The organism is Frateuria defendens (assembly GCF_001182895.1).
Taxonomy (GTDB): domain Bacteria; phylum Pseudomonadota; class Gammaproteobacteria; order Xanthomonadales; family Rhodanobacteraceae; genus Frateuria_B; species Frateuria_B defendens.
In genome coordinates, this window is sequence record NZ_LFQR01000004.1 from 127,410 (window position 1) to 145,746 (window position 18,337).

Annotated in this window: 14 protein-coding genes; 12 read left to right on the forward strand and 2 right to left on the reverse strand. The window is 72.6% G+C overall.

What is annotated here, in order from left to right:
* Positions 1-6: 6 nt before the first annotated feature.
* The 4 genes from ACH65_RS00905 to thrC all read left to right on the forward strand — a co-directional run bounded on the left by ACH65_RS00905 (position 7) and on the right by thrC (position 6,801).
* Positions 7-2,862, forward strand: a complete 2,856-nt coding sequence (locus ACH65_RS00905) for a TonB-dependent receptor (protein ID WP_082190069.1) — start codon at positions 7-9, stop codon at positions 2,860-2,862.
* A 467-nt stretch (positions 2,863-3,329) separates the two neighbouring features.
* Complete coding sequence (locus ACH65_RS00910; RefSeq protein ID WP_082190070.1) at positions 3,330-4,484, forward strand: homoserine dehydrogenase family protein; 1,155 nt, start codon at positions 3,330-3,332, stop codon at positions 4,482-4,484.
* Complete coding sequence (locus ACH65_RS00915) at positions 4,481-5,473, forward strand: homoserine kinase (protein ID WP_049620672.1); 993 nt, start codon at positions 4,481-4,483, stop codon at positions 5,471-5,473. The genes ACH65_RS00910 and ACH65_RS00915 overlap by 4 nt, the downstream gene beginning before the upstream one ends.
* Positions 5,470-6,801, forward strand: a complete 1,332-nt coding sequence (gene thrC / locus ACH65_RS00920) for a threonine synthase (protein ID WP_082190071.1) — start codon at positions 5,470-5,472, stop codon at positions 6,799-6,801. The genes ACH65_RS00915 and thrC overlap by 4 nt, the downstream gene beginning before the upstream one ends.
* Positions 6,802-6,866: 65 nt before the next feature.
* Here thrC and ACH65_RS00925 read toward each other — a convergent pair whose 3' ends face one another.
* Complete coding sequence (locus tag ACH65_RS00925; protein WP_049620673.1) at positions 6,867-8,048, reverse strand: threonine aldolase family protein; 1,182 nt, start codon at positions 8,046-8,048, stop codon at positions 6,867-6,869.
* Positions 8,049-8,238: 190 nt separating this feature from the next.
* Complete coding sequence (locus ACH65_RS00930) at positions 8,239-8,814, reverse strand: hydrolase (RefSeq protein WP_049620674.1); 576 nt, start codon at positions 8,812-8,814, stop codon at positions 8,239-8,241.
* Between the two features lie 54 nt (positions 8,815-8,868).
* Between ACH65_RS00930 and ACH65_RS20215 the strand changes: the two genes are divergently transcribed.
* The 8 genes from ACH65_RS20215 (at position 8,869) to ilvC (ending at position 18,299) form a co-directional block, all read left to right on the forward strand.
* Positions 8,869-9,495 carry a TetR family transcriptional regulator gene (locus ACH65_RS20215; protein WP_053096105.1) on the forward strand — a complete coding sequence of 209 codons (627 nt, stop codon included), beginning with the start codon at positions 8,869-8,871 and terminating at the stop codon, positions 9,493-9,495.
* A gap of 369 nt (positions 9,496-9,864) precedes the next feature.
* Positions 9,865-11,481 carry a 2-isopropylmalate synthase gene (locus ACH65_RS00940; RefSeq protein WP_049620675.1) on the forward strand — a complete coding sequence of 539 codons (1,617 nt, stop codon included), beginning with the start codon at positions 9,865-9,867 and terminating at the stop codon, positions 11,479-11,481.
* The gene (locus ACH65_RS00945; RefSeq protein ID WP_049620676.1) at positions 11,478-12,446 is read left to right on the forward strand and encodes a branched-chain amino acid transaminase; all 969 of its coding nucleotides are present in this window, start codon (positions 11,478-11,480) and stop codon (positions 12,444-12,446) included. Before ACH65_RS00940 ends, ACH65_RS00945 begins: the two co-directional genes overlap by 4 nt.
* 14 nt (positions 12,447-12,460) lie before the next feature.
* Positions 12,461-13,873: a 3-isopropylmalate dehydratase large subunit gene (gene leuC / locus ACH65_RS00950; RefSeq protein ID WP_049620736.1), complete on the forward strand. Its 1,413-nt coding sequence runs from the start codon at positions 12,461-12,463 to the stop codon at positions 13,871-13,873.
* A complete protein-coding gene (leuD, locus tag ACH65_RS00955; protein ID WP_049620677.1) occupies positions 13,870-14,457 on the forward strand; it encodes a 3-isopropylmalate dehydratase small subunit in 588 nt (195 codons plus the stop codon). Before leuC ends, leuD begins: the two co-directional genes overlap by 4 nt.
* Positions 14,454-15,551 (forward strand): 3-isopropylmalate dehydrogenase, encoded by a 1,098-nt coding sequence (gene leuB / locus ACH65_RS00960; RefSeq protein ID WP_049620678.1) that lies wholly within the window; start codon positions 14,454-14,456, stop codon positions 15,549-15,551. The genes leuD and leuB overlap by 4 nt, the downstream gene beginning before the upstream one ends.
* Positions 15,544-17,289 (forward strand): dihydroxy-acid dehydratase, encoded by a 1,746-nt coding sequence (ilvD, locus tag ACH65_RS00965; RefSeq protein WP_049620679.1) that lies wholly within the window; start codon positions 15,544-15,546, stop codon positions 17,287-17,289. The genes leuB and ilvD overlap by 8 nt, the downstream gene beginning before the upstream one ends.
* Positions 17,286-18,299, forward strand: a complete 1,014-nt coding sequence (gene ilvC / locus ACH65_RS00970) for a ketol-acid reductoisomerase (RefSeq protein ID WP_049620680.1) — start codon at positions 17,286-17,288, stop codon at positions 18,297-18,299. Before ilvD ends, ilvC begins: the two co-directional genes overlap by 4 nt.
* Positions 18,300-18,337 lie beyond the last annotated feature (38 nt).

Below are 18,337 nucleotides of genomic sequence, written 5' to 3' on the forward strand. Positions count from 1 at the left end.
CGACACGTGCCGGCAGGGGGGCGCTTCAGGCACGCAAGGATTCAACCGGGACGGAACCGCCGGACCTGGCTTGGCCTATGCCTGCTCGCCCTCTGCCTCGGCGCCCGCGCCGCCACGCCCGCCGGCGAACGCCCGTACCACATCGCCGCCGGCAGCCTGGACGAGGCGCTGCGCGCCTTCGCCCGCCAGAGCGGCGTGCAGCTGCTGTACGCGCCGGCCCTGACCGCCGCGCGCCGCACCGCCGGCCTGGACGGCCGCTTCGACGCCCCGCACGCCCTGGCGCGGCTGCTGCGCGACAGCGGCCTGCGCGCCGAGGCGGTCGACGGCGGCACCTTCGTGCTCGAGCACGCGCCGGCGCCGGCGCCGGCCGGCGCCACGCCGCTGCCCGCGATCCCCGCCCCGACGGCGCCCACCGAACTCGGGCCGGTGGAGGTCACCGGCACGCATCTGCGCCGCACCCGCCTGGAAGCGGCCGGCCAGCTCAGCGTGATCGACCGCGGGCAGATCGAGCGCAGCGGCTACCAGACGCTGTACGACCTGCTGCGCACGCAGCCGGGCATCCGCGTCAGCAACGCGCCGGTGGCGATCAGCGACGGGCCGCTCTACCTGCGCAACGGCCTCTCGGGCGCCACCGGCGCGGCGGCGGTGGACCTGCGCGGGCTGGGCTCCTCCGCCACGCTGTTCCTGGTCGACGGCCAGCGCCTGGTCAGCTACGGCATGGCGCAGGGCGAGTTCGGCGTGGTGCCCGACCTCAACAGCATCCCGCTGGCGCTGATCGAGCGCATCGAGATCCTGCGCGACGGCGCCTCGGCGGTGTACGGCTCCGACGCCATGGCCGGCGTGGTCAACATCATCCTGCGCAAGCGCTTCGACGGCGTGGAGGTGAGCGGCAACAGCGGCATCTCCGAGCGCGGCGACGCCGCCCAACGGCGCGCCTCGGCCACCTTCGGCGGCGCCCTCGGCCGCGGCCACGCGCTGCTCAGCGTGGACTACTTCCAGCGCGACCCGCTGCTCGGCCGGCAGCGCGGCTGGGCCACCTCCGGCTACGACCAGGGCAACGGCATCTACTACCTGAACGAAGGTCAGATCAAATACGCCAGCGGGGTGGGCTGCCGCCACTTCCGCCAGGACGACGCCTGCGACACCAACCCGTACACCTGGAGCAGCCTGCAGACCGGGCTGCTCAGCCGCTCGCTGCTCGGCCACCTCGACCAGCCGCTGGGCAACACGGTGCAGTTCGACCTCGACCTGCGCTGGACCGGCCTGCGCCAGCGCCAGCAGGCGGCGCCGCCCGCCGAGCAGCTGCTGGTCACCACGCCGGGCGGCGTGAGGCCACTGCTGTACTCCTTCGATGACATCGGCCCGGTGCAGGACCGCATCGCCTCGCGCACCGGCCAGCTCACGCTGGGCCTGCGCAACACCGCGGGCGACTGGCACTGGCAGGTGCGCCTCGACGGCCAGCGCAACCGCAGCGACGAATACCTGCGCGGACCGCTGCGCAACGACGTGATGAACGCGGCCCTGCGCAGCGGCGCCTACCAGCTCGGCGTCGACGACAACCCGCCCGCGCTGCTGGCCGCGCTGGCGCCGCCCCTGCGGCGCCACGGCGATGCCGGCCAGACCGGCTTCAACGCCCACCTCGACGGGCCGCTGGCCACCTGGCCCGCCGGCGACGTGCTGCTGGCGGCGGGGGTGGAGAGCTACCGCGAGTGGATCAGCGACCACCCCGACCCGCTGCTGGTCGGCAACCAGGTGTTCCAGTTCCAGCCGCCCTACACCCGCCGCGGCAGCCGCCGCATCTCGGCCGCCTACGGCGAACTGGAACTGCCGCTCGCCAACCGGCTCAGCGCCAACCTGGCGGCGCGCGTCGACCACAGCAGCGGCTACGGCAGCGCCGTCTCGCCGCGGCTGGGCCTCAAATGGGACCTCGCCGACAGCTTCAGCCTGCGCGGCACCTGGACGCGCGGCTACCGCGCCCCGACGCTGCCGGAACTGAGCCGGCCGCTGGCGCCCTCGGCCAACAACTTCCTGCTGGTGACGCCGACCGCCCTGCTGCCCTGCCACGTCGGCATCCCCAACGGGTATGGCTCCGTGCTGTGCCTGCTGCGGCTGGACAGCAGCGGCAATCCGTCGCTGCGCCCGGAGACCTCGCACAGCTTCACCGTCGGCGCGGTGTGGGCGCCGCTGCCCTCGCTCGGCATCACCCTCGACCTGTACCAGGTACGGCGCAGCAACGAGATCACCCAGCTGCCGCTGTCCTATGCGCTGACCCACCCCCAGGCGTTCCCGCAGCTGTTCGTGCGCGATGCGAACGGCGTGCTGGTCGCGCTGCGCCAGCAGCCGGTCAACCTCGGCCATACCGTGCTGCGCACCATCGACTTCGACCTGCGCTACCGCCTGGGCACCGCCCGCTACGGCAGCTACACCTTCAACCTCGGCTTCGACTGGCTGGCCGCGCTGCGCCAGCGCATCGTCCCCGGCGAACCGGAGTCGTCCTACGCCGGCTACGCCGACCAGCCGCGCCTCACCGCCCTGGCCGGCGCGGTGTGGAACTACCGCCGCTGGAGCGTCGCCGCCAACCTGCGCTACACCGGCGGCTACACCTACGCCGCCTATGCCGACAGCATCCTCACCTGCCCGACCGTGCAGAAGCAGCACGGCCACTGCAGCACGCCGGGCTTCGTGCTGCTCGACCTCGACCTGGGCTATGCGGCCAATGCGCACTGGTCCTTCGGCTTCAACGTGCACAACGCGCTCGACCACCGCCCGGTCTACTACGCCAACTCCACCGTGCCCTACAGCCCCGCCTTCGACGACATCGCCGGCCGCTACTTCCTGCTCAGCTTCCGCTACCGGCATTAGAGCCTGTCAACGTCTTGCCGTTGACGTGGCTTGGCGCCTCTCCCTGCTTGCAGGGGGAGGCGGGGAGGGGGTGAAGTCTGGCCTCGAGGCAAGGGTTTACTCTTCCCCAACCCTCCCCTGCACGCAGGGGAGGGTACAGGTGAGACTTTGAACAGGCTCTTGGAGCCTGGACTTCGCTCCGGGTTGACAAGCCCCGCCGCGCCTGCTTATCGTCGGCGTCTATGTCGCCGCATTCGCCAGCCCGCATGCCTTTCGCCCCGGTTCTCGCCGGGCGGCTGCCGTTGGCCGCCGACATGGCTCTCACCCTCGCGACCACCACCATTTCCATTACCACCACGACTCCGTCGGGGTGGGTGTCGGTGCGCGACTAGGTTTCACGAACGCAACGGCCCGCCCTCGACGAGGCGGGCCGGCCTGCGACTCCCCGGTACCGCCAGCGAGCAAGGGCCTCAACTCGGAGGCTCCACATGGACATCGCTGCATCGCCCCTCGCCGAACCGCCGCTGCGGCGCCGGCCCTCGCTGGCCGCCGCTCCCGCCGCGGCGCCGGTCCGCCGCCTCGCGGTGGGCCTGGTCGGCCCGGGCCGCGTCGGCGGCGCCCTGCTCGAGCAGCTGCGCCAGGCGCAGGAACGGCTCGCCCGCGATGGCGGGCTGGAGCTGCTGCTCTGCGGCGTGGCCGCCAGCCGCCGCATGTGGCTGGACTGCGACGACCCCGAACTCAACGCCCGCCACGACGGCGCCCAGACCTGGCGCCCCACCGACCTCGACGCCTTCGCCGCCCACGTGCGCGGCAGCGACGGCCGCCACGCCCTGCTGATCGACTGCAGCGCCAGCGACTCGGTGGCCGCGCACTACCCCCGCTGGCTCGCCGCCGGCGTGCACGTGGTGACGCCCAACAAGCTCGCCGCCAGCGGCCCGCTGGCGCGCTGGCAGGCGATCCGCGCCGCCCGCGCCGGCGGCGGCCGGCTACGCTACGAGGCCACGGTGTGCGCCGGGCTGCCGGTGGTGCAGACGCTGCGCGACCTGCTCGACACCGGCGACGAGTTGCTCGGCATCGAGGGCATGTTCTCCGGCACCCTGGCCTGGCTGTGCAACCGCCACGACGGTGCCCAGCCCTTCTCCGCCCTGCTGCGCGAGGCGCATGCGCTGGGCTACACCGAGCCCGACCCGCGCGACGACCTTTCCGGCATCGACGTGGCGCGCAAGCTGGTGATCCTGGCCCGCGAGGCCGGCCTGCCGCTGTCGCTGGACGACGTGGACGTGGACAGCCTGGTGCCGCCCGCGCTCGCCGGCCTGCCGCTGGAAGCGTGCATGGCGCGCCTGGACGAGTTCGACGCGCCCATGGCCGCCCACCTCGCCGAGGCCCGCGCCCACGGCGGCGTGCTGCGCCACGTGGCGCGCCTGGACCGCGACGGCCGCGCCAGCGTGAAGCTGGCCGTGCTGCCGGCCAGCCACGCCTTCGCGCACACCCGCCTCACCGACAACGTGGTGCAGTTCACCACGCGCCGCTATTGTGACAACCCCCTCCTGGTGCAAGGGCCCGGCGCGGGCCCCGACGTCACCGCCGCCGGCGTGTTCGCCGATCTGCTGCGCATCGCCGAAGCGCTGGAACCCAACGCATGAATGCCCAATGGCTGGAACCCCTACGCATGACCCAACCGCACGCCGCCCAGCGCGCCCTGGCCTTCGCCCCTGCCGGCGTGGGCAACGTGGGCGTGGGCTTCGACATCCTCGGCCACGGCCTGGCCGGCGCCGGCGATCGCGCCGAGGTGCGCCGCATCGCCGAGCCGGTGGTGCGCATCGCCGGCATCCACGGCACCGTGGTCGACCTGCCCACCGACCCCACCCACAACACCGCCGGCGCCGCGCTGCTGGCGCTGCGCAAGGCGCTGGGCCTGAGCCACGGCTTCGAGCTGGTGCTGCACAAGGGCATCGCGCTCGGCTCCGGCATGGCCGGCTCGGCCGCCTCCTGCGTGGCCGCGCTGGTGGCCGCCAACGCACTGCTGCCCACGCCGCTCGCGCTGGAGGATCTCTACAGCTTCGCCCTCGACGGCGAGGCGGTGGCCAGCGGCGGCCGCCACGGCGACAACATCGGGCCGATGCTGCTCGGCGGGCTGGTGCTTTCCACCGCCACGCGGCTGGTGCCGATTCCCGTGCCGGCGCACTGGCATTGCGCGCTGGTGCACCCGCACTGCGTGCTGGAGACGCGCCAGGCGCGCGCCGCGCTGGCCGGCCACTACCAGCTCGGGGAATTCGTGGCGCAGAGCGCCAACCTCGCGCTGGTGCTGGCCGGCTGCTACCGCGGCGAGGCCGCGCTGGTGCGCGAGGGCCTGAAGGACGTGCTGGTGGAACCGCGCCGCGCCCCGCTGGTGCCGCAGTTCGCCCAGGTGAAGCAGGCCGCGCTCGACCACGGCGCGCTCGGCGCCAGCATCTCCGGCGCCGGCCCCAGCGTGTTCGGCTGGTTCGAGCATGCGGCCGAAGCCCGCGCCGCCGCCGAAGCGATGCGTGCCGCCTTCGCCGCGGGCGGGCTGGACAGCGACGTCTTCGTCTCCCCCATCGCCGGCCCCGCCGCGCACCTGCTCGAAGTGGACGGCCGCGAGGTGCGCGCATGAGCGCGGCCGTGCGTTACCTGAGCACCCGCGGCGGCGCGCCCGCGGCAGGCCTGTCGCAGGCGATCGCCGCCGGCCTCGCGCCCGACGGCGGTCTCTACGTGCCCGAGCAGCTGCCGCAGCACGATCCGGCCGCGTTCGCTCCCGCCGGCTCCCTCGCCGACACCGCCGCCACGCTGCTGGCGCCGTTCTTCGCCGGCGACCCGCTGGCCGCCGAGCTGCCGGCGATCTGCGCCGAGGCGTTGGACTTCCCGGTACCGCTGCGCCCGCTGACGCGCCCCGACGCGCAGGTGCTGGAGCTGTTCCACGGCCCCACCGCCGCCTTCAAGGACGTCGGCGCGCGCTTCCTCGCCGCCTGCATGCGCCGGCTGCCGCGCGCGGACGGCCGCCCGCTCACCATCCTGGTCGCCACCTCCGGCGACACCGGCGCCGCGGTGGGCGCCGCCTTCCACCACCAGCCGGGCGTGGAGGTGGTGATCCTCTACCCCGACGGCCGCGTGTCGCCGCGCCAGGCGCACCAGCTCGGCAGCTTCGGCGACAACGTGCAGGCGCTGGCCGTGGCCGGCCGCTTCGACGACTGCCAGCGCATGGTGAAGGCCGCGCTCAACGACGCCGCGCTGCAGGCCGGGCGTCCGCTCAGCTCCGCCAACAGCATCAGCCTCGGCCGCCTGCTGCCGCAGATGAGCTACTACGCGCACGCCGCGCTCGGTTGGTGGCGCGAGCACGGCACGCCGCTCGACTTCATCGTGCCCACCGGCAACCTCGGCAACGCGCTGGCCGCCGTGTGGGTGCGCGCGATGGGCCTGCCGGTGGGCCGCGTGATGCTCGCCTGCAACGCCAACGCCACCCTGCCGGAATTCTTCGCCGGCCAGGACTACGCCCCGCGCGAGGCGCTGGCCACCATCGCCAACGCCATGGACGTGGGCGCGCCGAGCAACTTCGAGCGCCTGCGCTGGACCTACCCCGACGCCACCGAACTGCGCCGGGTGCTGAGCGCCCGGAGCGTGGACGACGCCACCATCCGCGCCACCGTGCTGCGCCACGCCGCCGACGAGGGTGAGCTGTTCTGCCCGCACACCGCCACCGCGCTCCACCTGCTCGACCAACTGCCGCCACGCACCGACGGCGGCGCCTGGGCGGTGGTCGCCACCGCCCACCCGGCCAAGTTCGAGACCGTGCTGGAACCACTGCTCGGCCGTCCGGTGCCGGTGCCGCCATCGCTGGCGGCGATGCTGGCCCGCCCCGCCCGGGCCGCGCCGCTGGCGGCCGAAGACGAGGCCTTGCGCACGTGGCTGCGCGCGCCGGCGGAGCGGCTCAGCCTCAGCGCCTGAGGCTCGGCGCGGCGGCACGCCCCGCTTCCTCGCCGGGCCTGATTGGCACCGCGTCCAGTCAACCTTCATGCACGACGCGCTGCGGCGCCCGTGCCCGCGAAGACCTCGGCAATGGCCGCGACCGGCCTGCGCAAGAGGGTCTCGTTGATGGTTATCTGCAATTCGCCGTGCTGGATCGGGCCGATCACGATGCCGGCCTCCTTCAGCCGCGCCGCCAACCCCTGCTGGACGCGCCCGTCCAGTTTCAGGAAGGCGATGTTGGTGCCGTGCGGCACGCGGCGGACCTCGATGCCGGGCACCTTGTCCAGCAGGTCAAGCAACGCCGTTCCCGCCTGCCGGGCCCTGGCGAACCGCGCCTCGAAACCGTCGAGGGAGGCCGACGCAATCAGCGCGGCCATCCAGCCATGGAAAATCGTGCCGCCCAGGATGTGCCGCAGGTCGCGCGCCTTGGCGGCGAACGAGGCGTCGCCAGCGAGGAGGGCGCCGAAAGGCGCGCCGAGATACTTGTAGAGCGACACGTAGACCGTGTCGAAGCAGGCGCCATAGCGGCGCAGGTCGAAGCCCGCGCCATCGCTCATCAGGAGGAGTCGCGCGCCGTCGAGGTGCATCCCGGCCCCGTTCTGCCTGGCGAGCGCCGAGATTTTCCTCACGGTATCGAGCGGCAGGGCCGCGCCATCGAGCCGCCGGACCGGGCTTTCCAGCGAAATCGCGCCGATCTCGACCGGATAGGCATCCTCGGTGGTCTGCTGGAACGCCTCGGCGACGGCCCGGTACAGATCGTCCGTCACGCCGCCCTCGAGCGGCACGGGGTTGATCCCGCTCAGGATGGAAACGGCATCGCTTTCATCCCGGTAGACATGGCTCTCCTGCTGCAATAGGAGATGCCTGCGCTCCCCGCACAGCAGGCGGATGGCGACCTGATTCGCCATCGTGCCGGTGGGAAAGAAGACCGCGGCCTGCTTGCCGACCCGCCCGGCGAACTGCGCCTCGAGCCTCTCGACGGCACCTTCGGCCAGATAGAAATCGCCGACATCGGTTTGTGCGGCCAGGAGCTTCCCGAGTTCGACCGGGTAATGGCCGATCCGGACGGGCACGTTGTCGCCGATCAGGGCGACCAGTCGATCGAAAGCCGCCGGGTCCGACGTGGGCGAGTCCGCCGCATGAGCCAGCCGCAAGGGAAAGCCGGCGGCGGACAGGGACAACGAGGCGAGAGGAATCGAACGGATGAACTCACGACGGCTCACCATGGCGCTCGCCTCCATTCTCCGACGGGAGAACGGATGCTAGAGGCCGCACCCGCAGCCCCGCAGTGCCAGGAGTCATGGGGCTACGTGACCGCCATGCCATTCTGCCCGATGGCCGGGGACGCCGCATGCCCCGGTCCCCGGCCTGGCCCCATCGCCGACGCCAGCCCGAAACCGGCGGACGGCCGGCCGTTTACGCCAGCAGATCGAGGATCGCCTCGGTGGAGCGCACCCGACCCAGCCGCGGGAAGATGTGCGCCAGCGCGAAGCCATGCTGCTCCGCATTCGCCGCGCTCATCGCGTCCTCGGCGAACACCACGCCGTAGCCGTGTTCCCACGCGGCACGGGCGGTGGATTCCACGCCGATGTTGGTGGAGATGCCGCCCAGCACGATCTGCGCGACGCCCCGGCGGCGCAGTTGCAGGTCGAGCTCGGTGCCGTAGAAGGCGCCCCACTGGCGCTTGGTGATGTGGATGTCGCGCTCGCCCGCCGCCAGCTCGTCGGCGTAGTCCCACCAGTTCGCCGGCAGGCCGTCGGGCGGCAATGCCGCGGGGCGGTCCACCGGCTGCTTGAGCGCATCGCCGAAGCCGGCCGACCAGCCCACCCGCACCAGCACCACCGGCGCGCCGGCCTCGCGAAAGCGGGCGGCCAGGCGGCCGGCGCGGGCGAACACGTCGGCGGCGGCATGCGGACCGCCGGCGAAGGGTGCGATACCCTTCTGCAGGTCGATCAGCACCAGCGCGGTGTCGCGTGCATCGAGCTTTTCCACGTCTTTCTCCGTTTTCTGGAAAGTGAGCCCACCCTCGCTTTGGAGTTTATGAGGATGTCCTCGCAAAACACAAGCGCCGCCCGGCGCGTTCCGCAGCGCCGGCGCGGTCACGAGCGCGTCGCCGCCCTGCTCGACGCCGCCGACGCCTGCTTCGCCGAGAGCGGCTACGACGCCGCCACCATGACCGCCATCGCCGCCCGCGCAGGCGCCGCGATCGGCTCGCTGTACCAGTTCTTCCCGACCAAGGAGGCGGTGGCCGAGGCGCTGCTGGCGCAGCACACGCAGACCCTGCTCGCCCGCCTCGCCGCGCTGCGCGGGCGCCTGGCCGGCGGCGATCTCGACCAGGTCGCCGCCGGGCTGGTGGGCTTTCTGGCCGATTTCCGCCGCCGCCATCCGGCCTACGTGGTGCTGCTCGAATCGACCGGCTTCGCCGACCGGCGCGGCGACGCCATCCGCCAGCAGCTGCGCGCGGAACTCTCGGCCCTGCTGGCCGAGCACCTGCCGGCGCACCCCGCCCCCGTCCTGCGCGCCGCGACCCTGGTGGTGCAGCAGCTGATGAAGGCCGCCGTGGCCCTGCAGGCGCAGGCCCCCGCCGCCGACCGCCGCGTCGCGCGGGCCGAACTGGAACGGGCGTTGCGGCTCTACCTGCACGACCTCGCGCACCGCCCCGCTGGGGACTGACGGCGGCGGCGCGCGGCAATCCGGACGGCCAGACGTCCATACGCGGGCGACTGCACGGCATGCACGCGATTTCAGACGAAACTGTTGACAGGCCCGAACGACCTGCTTTACGGTCGATGGCATGTCGCATCGCACCAGCCAGCGCCGCATCGCCGAAAGCAGCCGTCTCCTGACGGTCGCCGGCCTGCGCTCGCTGCGCGGCACCCTCCTTCTTGCCCTCGTACTCGTACTCCTTATTACCAACGGAGGTGCGGGCTGAGGCGTATCCAGGTGTAGCTGAAAAACACCCAGATAACCCGAAGAACCCCGCACCCGGAAACGGATGCGGGGTTTCTTTTTGCCTCGTCAACGCACCCAACGGAGCCAGACATGAACCGAGAAACCCCGCCCCAGCACGACGTAGCCGCCGCCGACGACGCGGCCGGCCACGTACGCATCTTCGACACCACCCTGCGCGACGGCGAGCAGGCGCCCGGCTTCTCGATGGACCGGCGCGCCAAGCTGCGCATGGCGCAGGCGCTCGAGGCGCTGGGCGTGGACGTGCTCGAAGCGGGCTTCCCGCAGGCCTCCCCGGACGATTTCGCCGCCGTGGCGGAGATCGCCCGCACTCTGAAGACCACCACCGTGTGCGGCCTGGCGCGCTGCCAGCGCGGCGACATCGAGTCCGCCGGCCGGGCCCTGGAAGAGGCGCATCGCTCGCGCATCCACGTGTTCCTGTCCACCAGCCCGCTGCACCGCGAGCACAAGCTGCGCATGAGCAAGCAGCAGGTGATCGACACCGCCGTGACCGGCGTCGAGCTGGCGCGCGGGCTGTGCCACGAGGTGGAGTTCTCGGCCGAGGACGCGCTGCGCACTGAGCCCGAATTCCTGGTCGAGGTGTTCAGCGCCGCCGTGGCCGCCGGCGCCACCACGCTGAACGCCCCGGACACGGTGGGCTACACCACCCCGGCCGAGATCGCCGAGCTGTTCGCCTACCTGCGCCGCCACGTCGCGGGCGCGGACAAGGTGGTGTTCTCCAGCCACTGCCACGACGACCTGGGGCTGGCGGTGGCCAACAGCCTGGCCGCGGTGGGCGCCGGCGCGCGCCAGGTGGAGTGCACCATCAACGGCATCGGCGAGCGCGCGGGCAACGCGGCGCTGGAGGAGATCGTGATGGCGCTGAAGGTGCGCGGCGCCTACTTCAACGCCGACACCCGCATCGACACCCGCAAGCTCTACCCCACCTCGCGCCTGCTGACCCAGCTGACCGGCCAGGCGGTGCCGCGCAACAAGGCCATCGTGGGCGAGAACGCCTTCGCGCACGAGTCGGGCATCCACCAGCACGGCATGCTCAAGCACCGCGGCACCTACGAGATCATGCGCCCGCAGGACGTGGGCATCGGCGAGACGCGCCTGGTGCTGGGCAAGCACTCCGGCCGCGCCGCGCTGCGCGCGCGCCTGGAAACGCTGGGCCACACGCCCGACGAGACGGCCATGGACGGCATCTTCGCCCGCTTCAAGGCGCTGGCCGACAAGAAGCGCGAAGTGCACGACGAGGACCTGGAAGCGCTGGCCCTGGGCCTGGACCCGGAAGCCACCGGCCCGTGGCGAATCGTGCAGCTGACCACCAACACCCACCTGGGCGGCGCCTCCGCCTCGGTCGCACTGGCCCACGCCGACGGCCGCGAGGCCGCCGAGGCGGCGCTGGGCGACGGCCCGGTGGACGCGGTGCTGCGCGCCATCGAGCGCGCCACCGGCCACCCGCTGGAGCTGACCGATTTCAACGTGCGCGCCATGAGCGCCGGCGGCGACGCCCAGGGCCAGGCCCGCCTCGCCGTGCAGCACGACGGCCGCAGCTGGAACGGCCACGCCGCCAGCACCGACATCGTCGAGGCCACCGCGCAGGCCGCGCTGGCCATCGTCAACCGCATCGAGCGCCAGACGCCCGCCGCCGGCGCCTCCCCACGCGACACGCAACCCTTCGAGACCCAAGGAGCCTCCGCATGAGCAACACGCCCTTCCTCTGGCACAACGGCCGCATCAAGCCCTGGGCCGAGGCCACCGTGCACGTGAGCGCGCACGCGCTGCACTACGGCTCCTCGGTGTTCGAGGGCGAGCGCGTGTACGCCACCCCGCGCGGCCCGGCCTACTTCCGCCTGGCCGAGCACACCCGCCGGCTGTTCGAGTCGGCCAAGGTGTACGAGATCGCCATCCCCTACACCGAGGCGGAGATCAACGCCGCCTGCCTGGAAGTGATCCGCGCCAACAAGATGGCCTCCGCCTACGTGCGCCCGATCGTGTTCCGCGGCGCCGGCGGCCTGGGCGTGCTGGCGAAGGAAGGCTCGCCGGTGGACGTGACCATCATGGCGCTGGAATGGGGCGCCTACCTCGGCGAGGCGGCCGAGCGCGGCGCCGACGTGTGCGTGTCCTCCTGGAACCGCGCCGCACCCAACACCTTCCCGAGCTGGGCCAAGGCCGGCGGCAATTACCTCTCCAGCCAGCTGATCGGGCAGGAGGCGCGCCGCGGCGGCTACGACGAGGGCATCGCGCTGGGCTACAACGGCCTGCTGAGCGAGGGCGCCGGCGAGAACCTGTTCCTGGTCAAGCGCGGCAAGCTGCTGACCCCGACCTCCAGCGCCGGCATCCTGGCCGGCATCACCCGCGACACGGTGATCGAGCTGGCCCATGACTTGGGGTTGCCGGTGGAGGAGCGCGACCTGCCGCGCGAGGCGCTGTACACCGCCGACGAGGTGTTCATGACCGGCACCGCCGCCGAGATCACCCCGGTGCGCTCGGTGGACCGCAAGAGCGTGGGCAACGGCCAGCCCGGCCCGATCACCCGCGCACTGCGCGAGGCCTTCTTCGGCCTGTTCGACGGCCGCACCCGCGACCGCTGGGGCTGGTTGACGCCGGTATCGACGGCGGTCGTCCATGACCGCGAAGGTTCACCCTATGCGGAGGCTTCGGCATGACGGCCCCACGCACCATGACCCCACGCACACTCTTTGAAAAACTGTGGGACGCGCACCAGGTCGCGCCCGAGACGCCCGACACGCCGGCGATCCTGTACATCGACCTGCACCTGGTGCACGAGGTCACCTCGCCGCAGGCCTTCGACGAGCTGCGCACGCGCGGCCTCAAGCTGCGCCGCACCGACCGCACCCTGGCCACGCTGGACCACTCCACCCCCACCCTGCCCGCCGGCCCCGACGGCGAGCGCCCCTACGCCACCCCGGCGGCGAAGGCGCAGGTGGCGCAACTGGAAACCAACTGCCGCGAGTTCGGTGTCGAACTGCACGGCTGGGACAGCGCCGACCGCGGCATCGTGCACGTGATCGGCCCGGAGCTGGGCGCCACCCGCCCCGGCATGACCATCGTCTGCGGCGACAGCCACACCTCCACCCATGGTGCCTTCGGCGCGCTGGCCTTCGGCATCGGCACCACCGAGGTGGGCCATGTGATGGCCACGCAGTGCCTGCTGCAGAGGAAGCCCAAGACGCTGGCGATCCGCGTCGACGGCGCGCTGCCGGCCGGCGTGGGCGCCAAGGACCTGGTGCTGCACATCATCGGCCAGATCGGCGTCGACGGCGGCACCGGCCACGTCATCGAGTACCTGGGGCCGGCCGTCGAGGCGCTGTCGATGGAAGAGCGCATGACGGTGTGCAACATGTCGATCGAGGCCGGCGCCCGCGCGGGCCTGATCGCCCCGGACGAAACCACCTTCGCCTGGCTGAAGGGCCGCCCGCGCGCGCCGCAGGGCCAGGCGTGGGACGCGGCGGTGGCCGCTTGGCAGACGCTCAAGAGCGACGAGGGCGCGCGCTACGACCGCGAGGTGCGCATCGACGCCAGCCAGATCCGCCCCACCGTCACCTACGGCACCCATCCCGGCATGGCGATCGCCCTGGACGCGCCGGTGCCCGCCGCCCGCAACGCGGTGGAGCAGCGCGCGCTGGACTACATGCAGAGCGAGGCCGGCCGCCCGATGCAGGGCACGCCGGTGGACGTGGTGTTCGTCGGCAGCTGCACCAACTCGCGCCTGAGCGACCTGCGCGAGGCCGCGCGCGTGCTGCGCGGCCGCCACGTGGCCGCGGGCGTGCGCATGCTGGTGGTGCCCGGCTCCGAGGCGGTGCGCCGCGACGCCGAGGCCGAGGGCCTGCACGAGGTGTTCCGCGCCGCCGGCGCCGAATGGCGCGTGCCGGGCTGCTCCATGTGCATCGCCATGAACGGCGACCTGGCGCAGCCGGGCCAGTTGGTGGTGTCCACCTCCAACCGCAATTTCGAAGGCCGCCAGGGCAAGGGCGCGCGCACCGTGCTGGCGAGCCCCGCCACCGCCGCCGCCTCCGCCGTGGCCGGCCGCATCGCCGACCCGCGCGCGTACCTGACGGAGGCCGCCGCATGAAGCCCGTGACCCGCATCCATTCGCGCACCGCCGTGCTGGCGGACGAGAACATCGACACCGACCGCATCATCCCGGCGCGCTTCCTCACCACCACCAGCCGCGAAGGGCTGGGCAAGCTGTGCTTCAACGACTGGCGCTACCTGCCCGACGGCGCGGACAACCCCGACTTCCCGCTCAACCGGCCCGAAGCGGCGGGCTGCGCCATCGTGGTGGCCGGGCGCAACTTCGGCTGCGGCTCCTCGCGCGAGCATGCGCCATGGGCGCTGCTCGACTTTGGGCTCCAGGCGGTGCTGTGCAGCGAGATCGCGGACATCTTCCGCAACAACGCGCTGAAGAACGGCCTGCTGGCGATCGTGGTGGACCCGGCCGAGCACCGCTGGCTGCTCGACCACCCCGGCGTGGAGCTGGCCATCGACGTCGCCGGCCAGTTCGTCGAGCTGCCCGACGGCGGCCGCATCAAGTTCCAGCTGGAGCCGTTCGCGCGGCACTGCCTGCTGGAAGGCGTCGACCAGCTCGGCTTCCTGCTGCAGCGCGCCGACGCCATCACCCAATACGAACACCAGCATGAGGAGAAGGCGGCATGAAAGCCCGCATCGTCACCCTGCCCGGCGATGGCGTCGGCCCGGAAGTCACCGCCGTCGCGGTCGCCGTGCTGAAGGCCGTGGCCCAGCGCTTCGAGCACACGTTCCAGTTCGACGAACAGCCGATCGGCGGCATCGCCATCGACACCCACGGCGAGCCGCTGCCGCCGGCCACGCTGGAAGCCTGCCGGGGCGCCGACGCGGTGCTGCTGGGCGCGGTGGGCGGCCCGAAGTGGTCCGACCCCAACGCGCCGGTGCGCCCCGAGCAGGGCCTGCTGGCCCTGCGCGCCGCGCTCGGCGTCTACGCCAACCTGCGCCCGCTGCAGGTGCACCCGGCGCTGGCGGCGCTGTCGCCGCTCAAGAACGAGAAGCTCAAGCACGTGGACGTGCTGTTCGTGCGCGAGCTGACCGGCGGCGCCTACTTCGGCGCCAAGACCCGCACCAGCGATGCCGCCACCGACGAGTGCAAGTACACCGTGGCCGAGATCGAGCGCGTGGCGCGCCGCGCCTTCGAGCTGGCGCGCGGGCGCCGCGGGCACGTCACCTCAGTGGACAAGGCCAACGTGCTGGAGACCTCGCGCCTGTGGCGCAACACCGTCACCCGCATCGCCGCCGAATACCCGGACGTGAAACTGGAGCACCAGCTGGTCGATTCGATGGCGATGCTGCTCCTGACCCAGCCGGGCCGCTACGACGTGGTGGTCACCGAGAACCTGTTCGGCGACATCCTCACCGACGAGGCCGCCGCGCTGGCCGGCTCGCTGGGCCTCTTGCCCTCCGCCTCGCTGGGCGAGGGCAAGGCCGGGCTGTACGAGCCCATCCACGGCTCGGCGCCGGACATCGCGGGGCAAGGCGTGGCCAACCCGGTCGGCACCCTCCTCTCCGCCGCCCTGCTGCTGCGCCACTCGCTGGGTCTGGACGACGAGGCCGCGGCGGTCGAGGCCGCGGTGGAGGAAGTGCTGCGCGAAGGCCCGCACACCCGCGACCTGGGCGGCGACGCCGGCACCGCGGCGGTGCGCGACGCCGTGCTGCACGCACTGGCGATGCAGGCGCACCGCAGCAACGTCTACGTCGAGGGGGCCCGCGTCCATGGCTGAGCGGGCGCCCCGGCGCAGCGACCTGATCAAGGCGGGGCCGGACCGCGCGCCGGCCCGCGCCATGCTGCGCGCCACCGGCCTGGACGACGACGCCATCGCCAGGCCCCTGGTGGCGGTGGTGCACACCTGGTCCAACGTCTCCCCGTGCAACCTCAACCTGCGCGAGCTGGCCGAACAGGTGGCCGCGGGCGTGCGCGCGGCCGGCGGCACGCCGGTGGAGTTCAACACGATTGCCGTGACCGATGGGATCGCCATGGGCACGCCGGGCATGCGCGCCTCGCTGATCAGCCGCGAGGTGATCGCCGACTCGATCGAGCTGGCGGTGGACGGCCACTGCCTGGACGCGATGGTGGTGCTGTGCGGCTGCGACAAGACCATCCCCGCCGCCGCGATGGCGCTGGCGCGGCTGGACATCCCGGGCGTGGCGCTCTACGGCGGCACCATCGCGCACGGCATGCACGACGGCCACCCGATCACCATCCAGCAGGTGTTCGAGGCGGTGGGCGCGCACGGCGCGGGCAAGATCGGCGACGCGGAACTGGCCGCGGTGGAGCGCGACGCCTGCCCCGGCGCCGGCGCCTGCGGCGGCCAGTTCACCGCCAACACCATGGCGATGGTGCTCTCCACCCTGGGCCTGTCGCCGCTGGGCTTCAACGACATCCCCGCCACCCACCCGGCCAAGGGCCACGCGGCCTACCGCTGCGGCGAGCTGGCGATGGAATGCCTGAACGCGGACCGCCGGCCGAGCCAGCTGCTCTCGCGCACCGCCTTCCGCAACGCCGCGCGCATGGTGGCGGCCACCGCCGGCTCCACCAACGCCGTGCTGCACCTGCTGGCGATCGCCCGCGAGGCGGGCGTGGAATGGTCGCTGGAAGACTTCCAGCCCGCCTCCGAGCACACCCCGGTGATCGCGGACCTCTTGCCCGGCGGCCGCTACACCGCGGTGGAGCTGTTCGGCGCCGGCGGCAGCGCGCGCGTGGCGCAGGAGCTGATCGCCGCCGGCATGCTGGAGGACACGCCCACCGTCACCGGCAAGAGCCTGTTCGAGGAAGCCGCCGCCGCGCCGCGCGCCGCCGCGCAGGATGTGGTGCATCCGGTCGGCGACCCGCTCAAGCCGCGCGGCGGCTACTCCATCCTCTACGGCAACCTCGCGCCGGAGGGCTGCATCCTCAAGCTCGCCGGCAAGGGCGCCACCCACTTCGAAGGCCGCGCCCGCGTGTTCGAGAGCGAGGAGCAGGCGTTCGCCGCGGTGCAGGCCGGCCGCATCGGCAAGGGCGACGTAGTGGTGATCCGCAACGAAGGCCCCGCCGGCGGCCCCGGCATGCGCGAGATGCTCGGCGTCACCGCCGCGCTGATCGGCCGCGGCCTGGGCGACGAGGTGGCGCTGATCACCGACGGGCGCTTCTCCGGCGCCACCCATGGCTTCATGGTCGGCCACATCGCGCCGGAGGCGGCGCGCGGCGGCCCGATCGCCCTGCTGGAGGAAGGCGACCGCATCGTGATCGACGCGGCCGGCCGGCAGCTCGCCACCGACGCCGACCTCGACGCGCGACGCGGGCACTGGCAGCCGCCGGCACCCAAGGTCACCCACGGCGCGCTGGCCAAGTACGCGCGCCTGGTCGGCTCGGCCTCCGACGGCGCCACCACCCAACCGTCCGCCTCAACCCATACAGCCGTCCAGACGGCCAACATCACCACCCCCACGACCGCCAAGGTCATCGCAGGAGTCACCGTATGAGCACCAACACTTCCCCCCTCGCCAACGCCCGCATCGCGGTGCTCGGCTACGGCAGCCAGGGCCGCGCCCACGCCCTCAACCTGCGCGATTCCGGCCTCGACGTGGTCGTCGGCCTGCGCCCCGGCGGCCCGACCTGGCAGAAGGCCGAGGCCGACGGCTTCGTGGTCAAGACGCCCGCCGAGGCGGTGAAGGACGCCGACCTGGTCGCCGTGCTCACCCCCGACATGGTGCAGAAGCAACTCTACAACGAGGTGCTGGCGCCGCACATGAAGCAGGGCGCCTGCCTGCTGTTCGCGCACGGCCTCAACGTGCACTTCGGCATGATCGCCCCGCGCGCGGACCTGGACGTGGTGCTGGTGGCGCCCAAGGGCCCCGGCGCACTGGTGCGCCGCGAGTACGAGATCGGCCGCGGCGTGCCCTGCATCTGGGCGGTGTACCAGGACCAGAGCGGCAAGGCCAAGGACTACGCGCTGGCCTACGCCGCGGGCCTGGGCGGCGCGCGCGCCAACCTGATCGAGACCACCTTCAAGGAAGAGACCGAGACCGACCTCTTCGGCGAGCAGGCGGTGCTGTGCGGCGGCGCCAGCTCGCTGGTGCAGGCCGGCTTCGAGACCCTGGTGGAGGCGGGCTACCAGCCGGAGATCGCCTACTACGAGGTGCTGCACGAACTGAAGCTGATCGTGGACCTGTTCTACGAGGGCGGCATCACCCGCATGCTGGAGTTCGTCTCCGAGACCGCCCAGTACGGCGACTACGTGAGCGGCCCGCGCGTGATCGACGCCGGCGTGAAGGCGCGCATGAAGGAGGTCCTCAAGGACATCCAGGACGGCACCTTCACCAAGAACTGGGTGGCCGAGTACGAGGCCGGCCTGCCGAACTACAAGAAGTTCAAGCAGGCGGACCTCGACCACCCGATCGAGGCCGTGGGCAAGCAGCTGCGCGCCAAGATGGTGTGGCTGCAGGCCGACGCCGCCCAGGCCGACGCCGCGCCGCTGAAGAAGGCCGGTTGACGGTCGCCGTCCGCGTCCCCGGAGCGGGGCGCGGACGG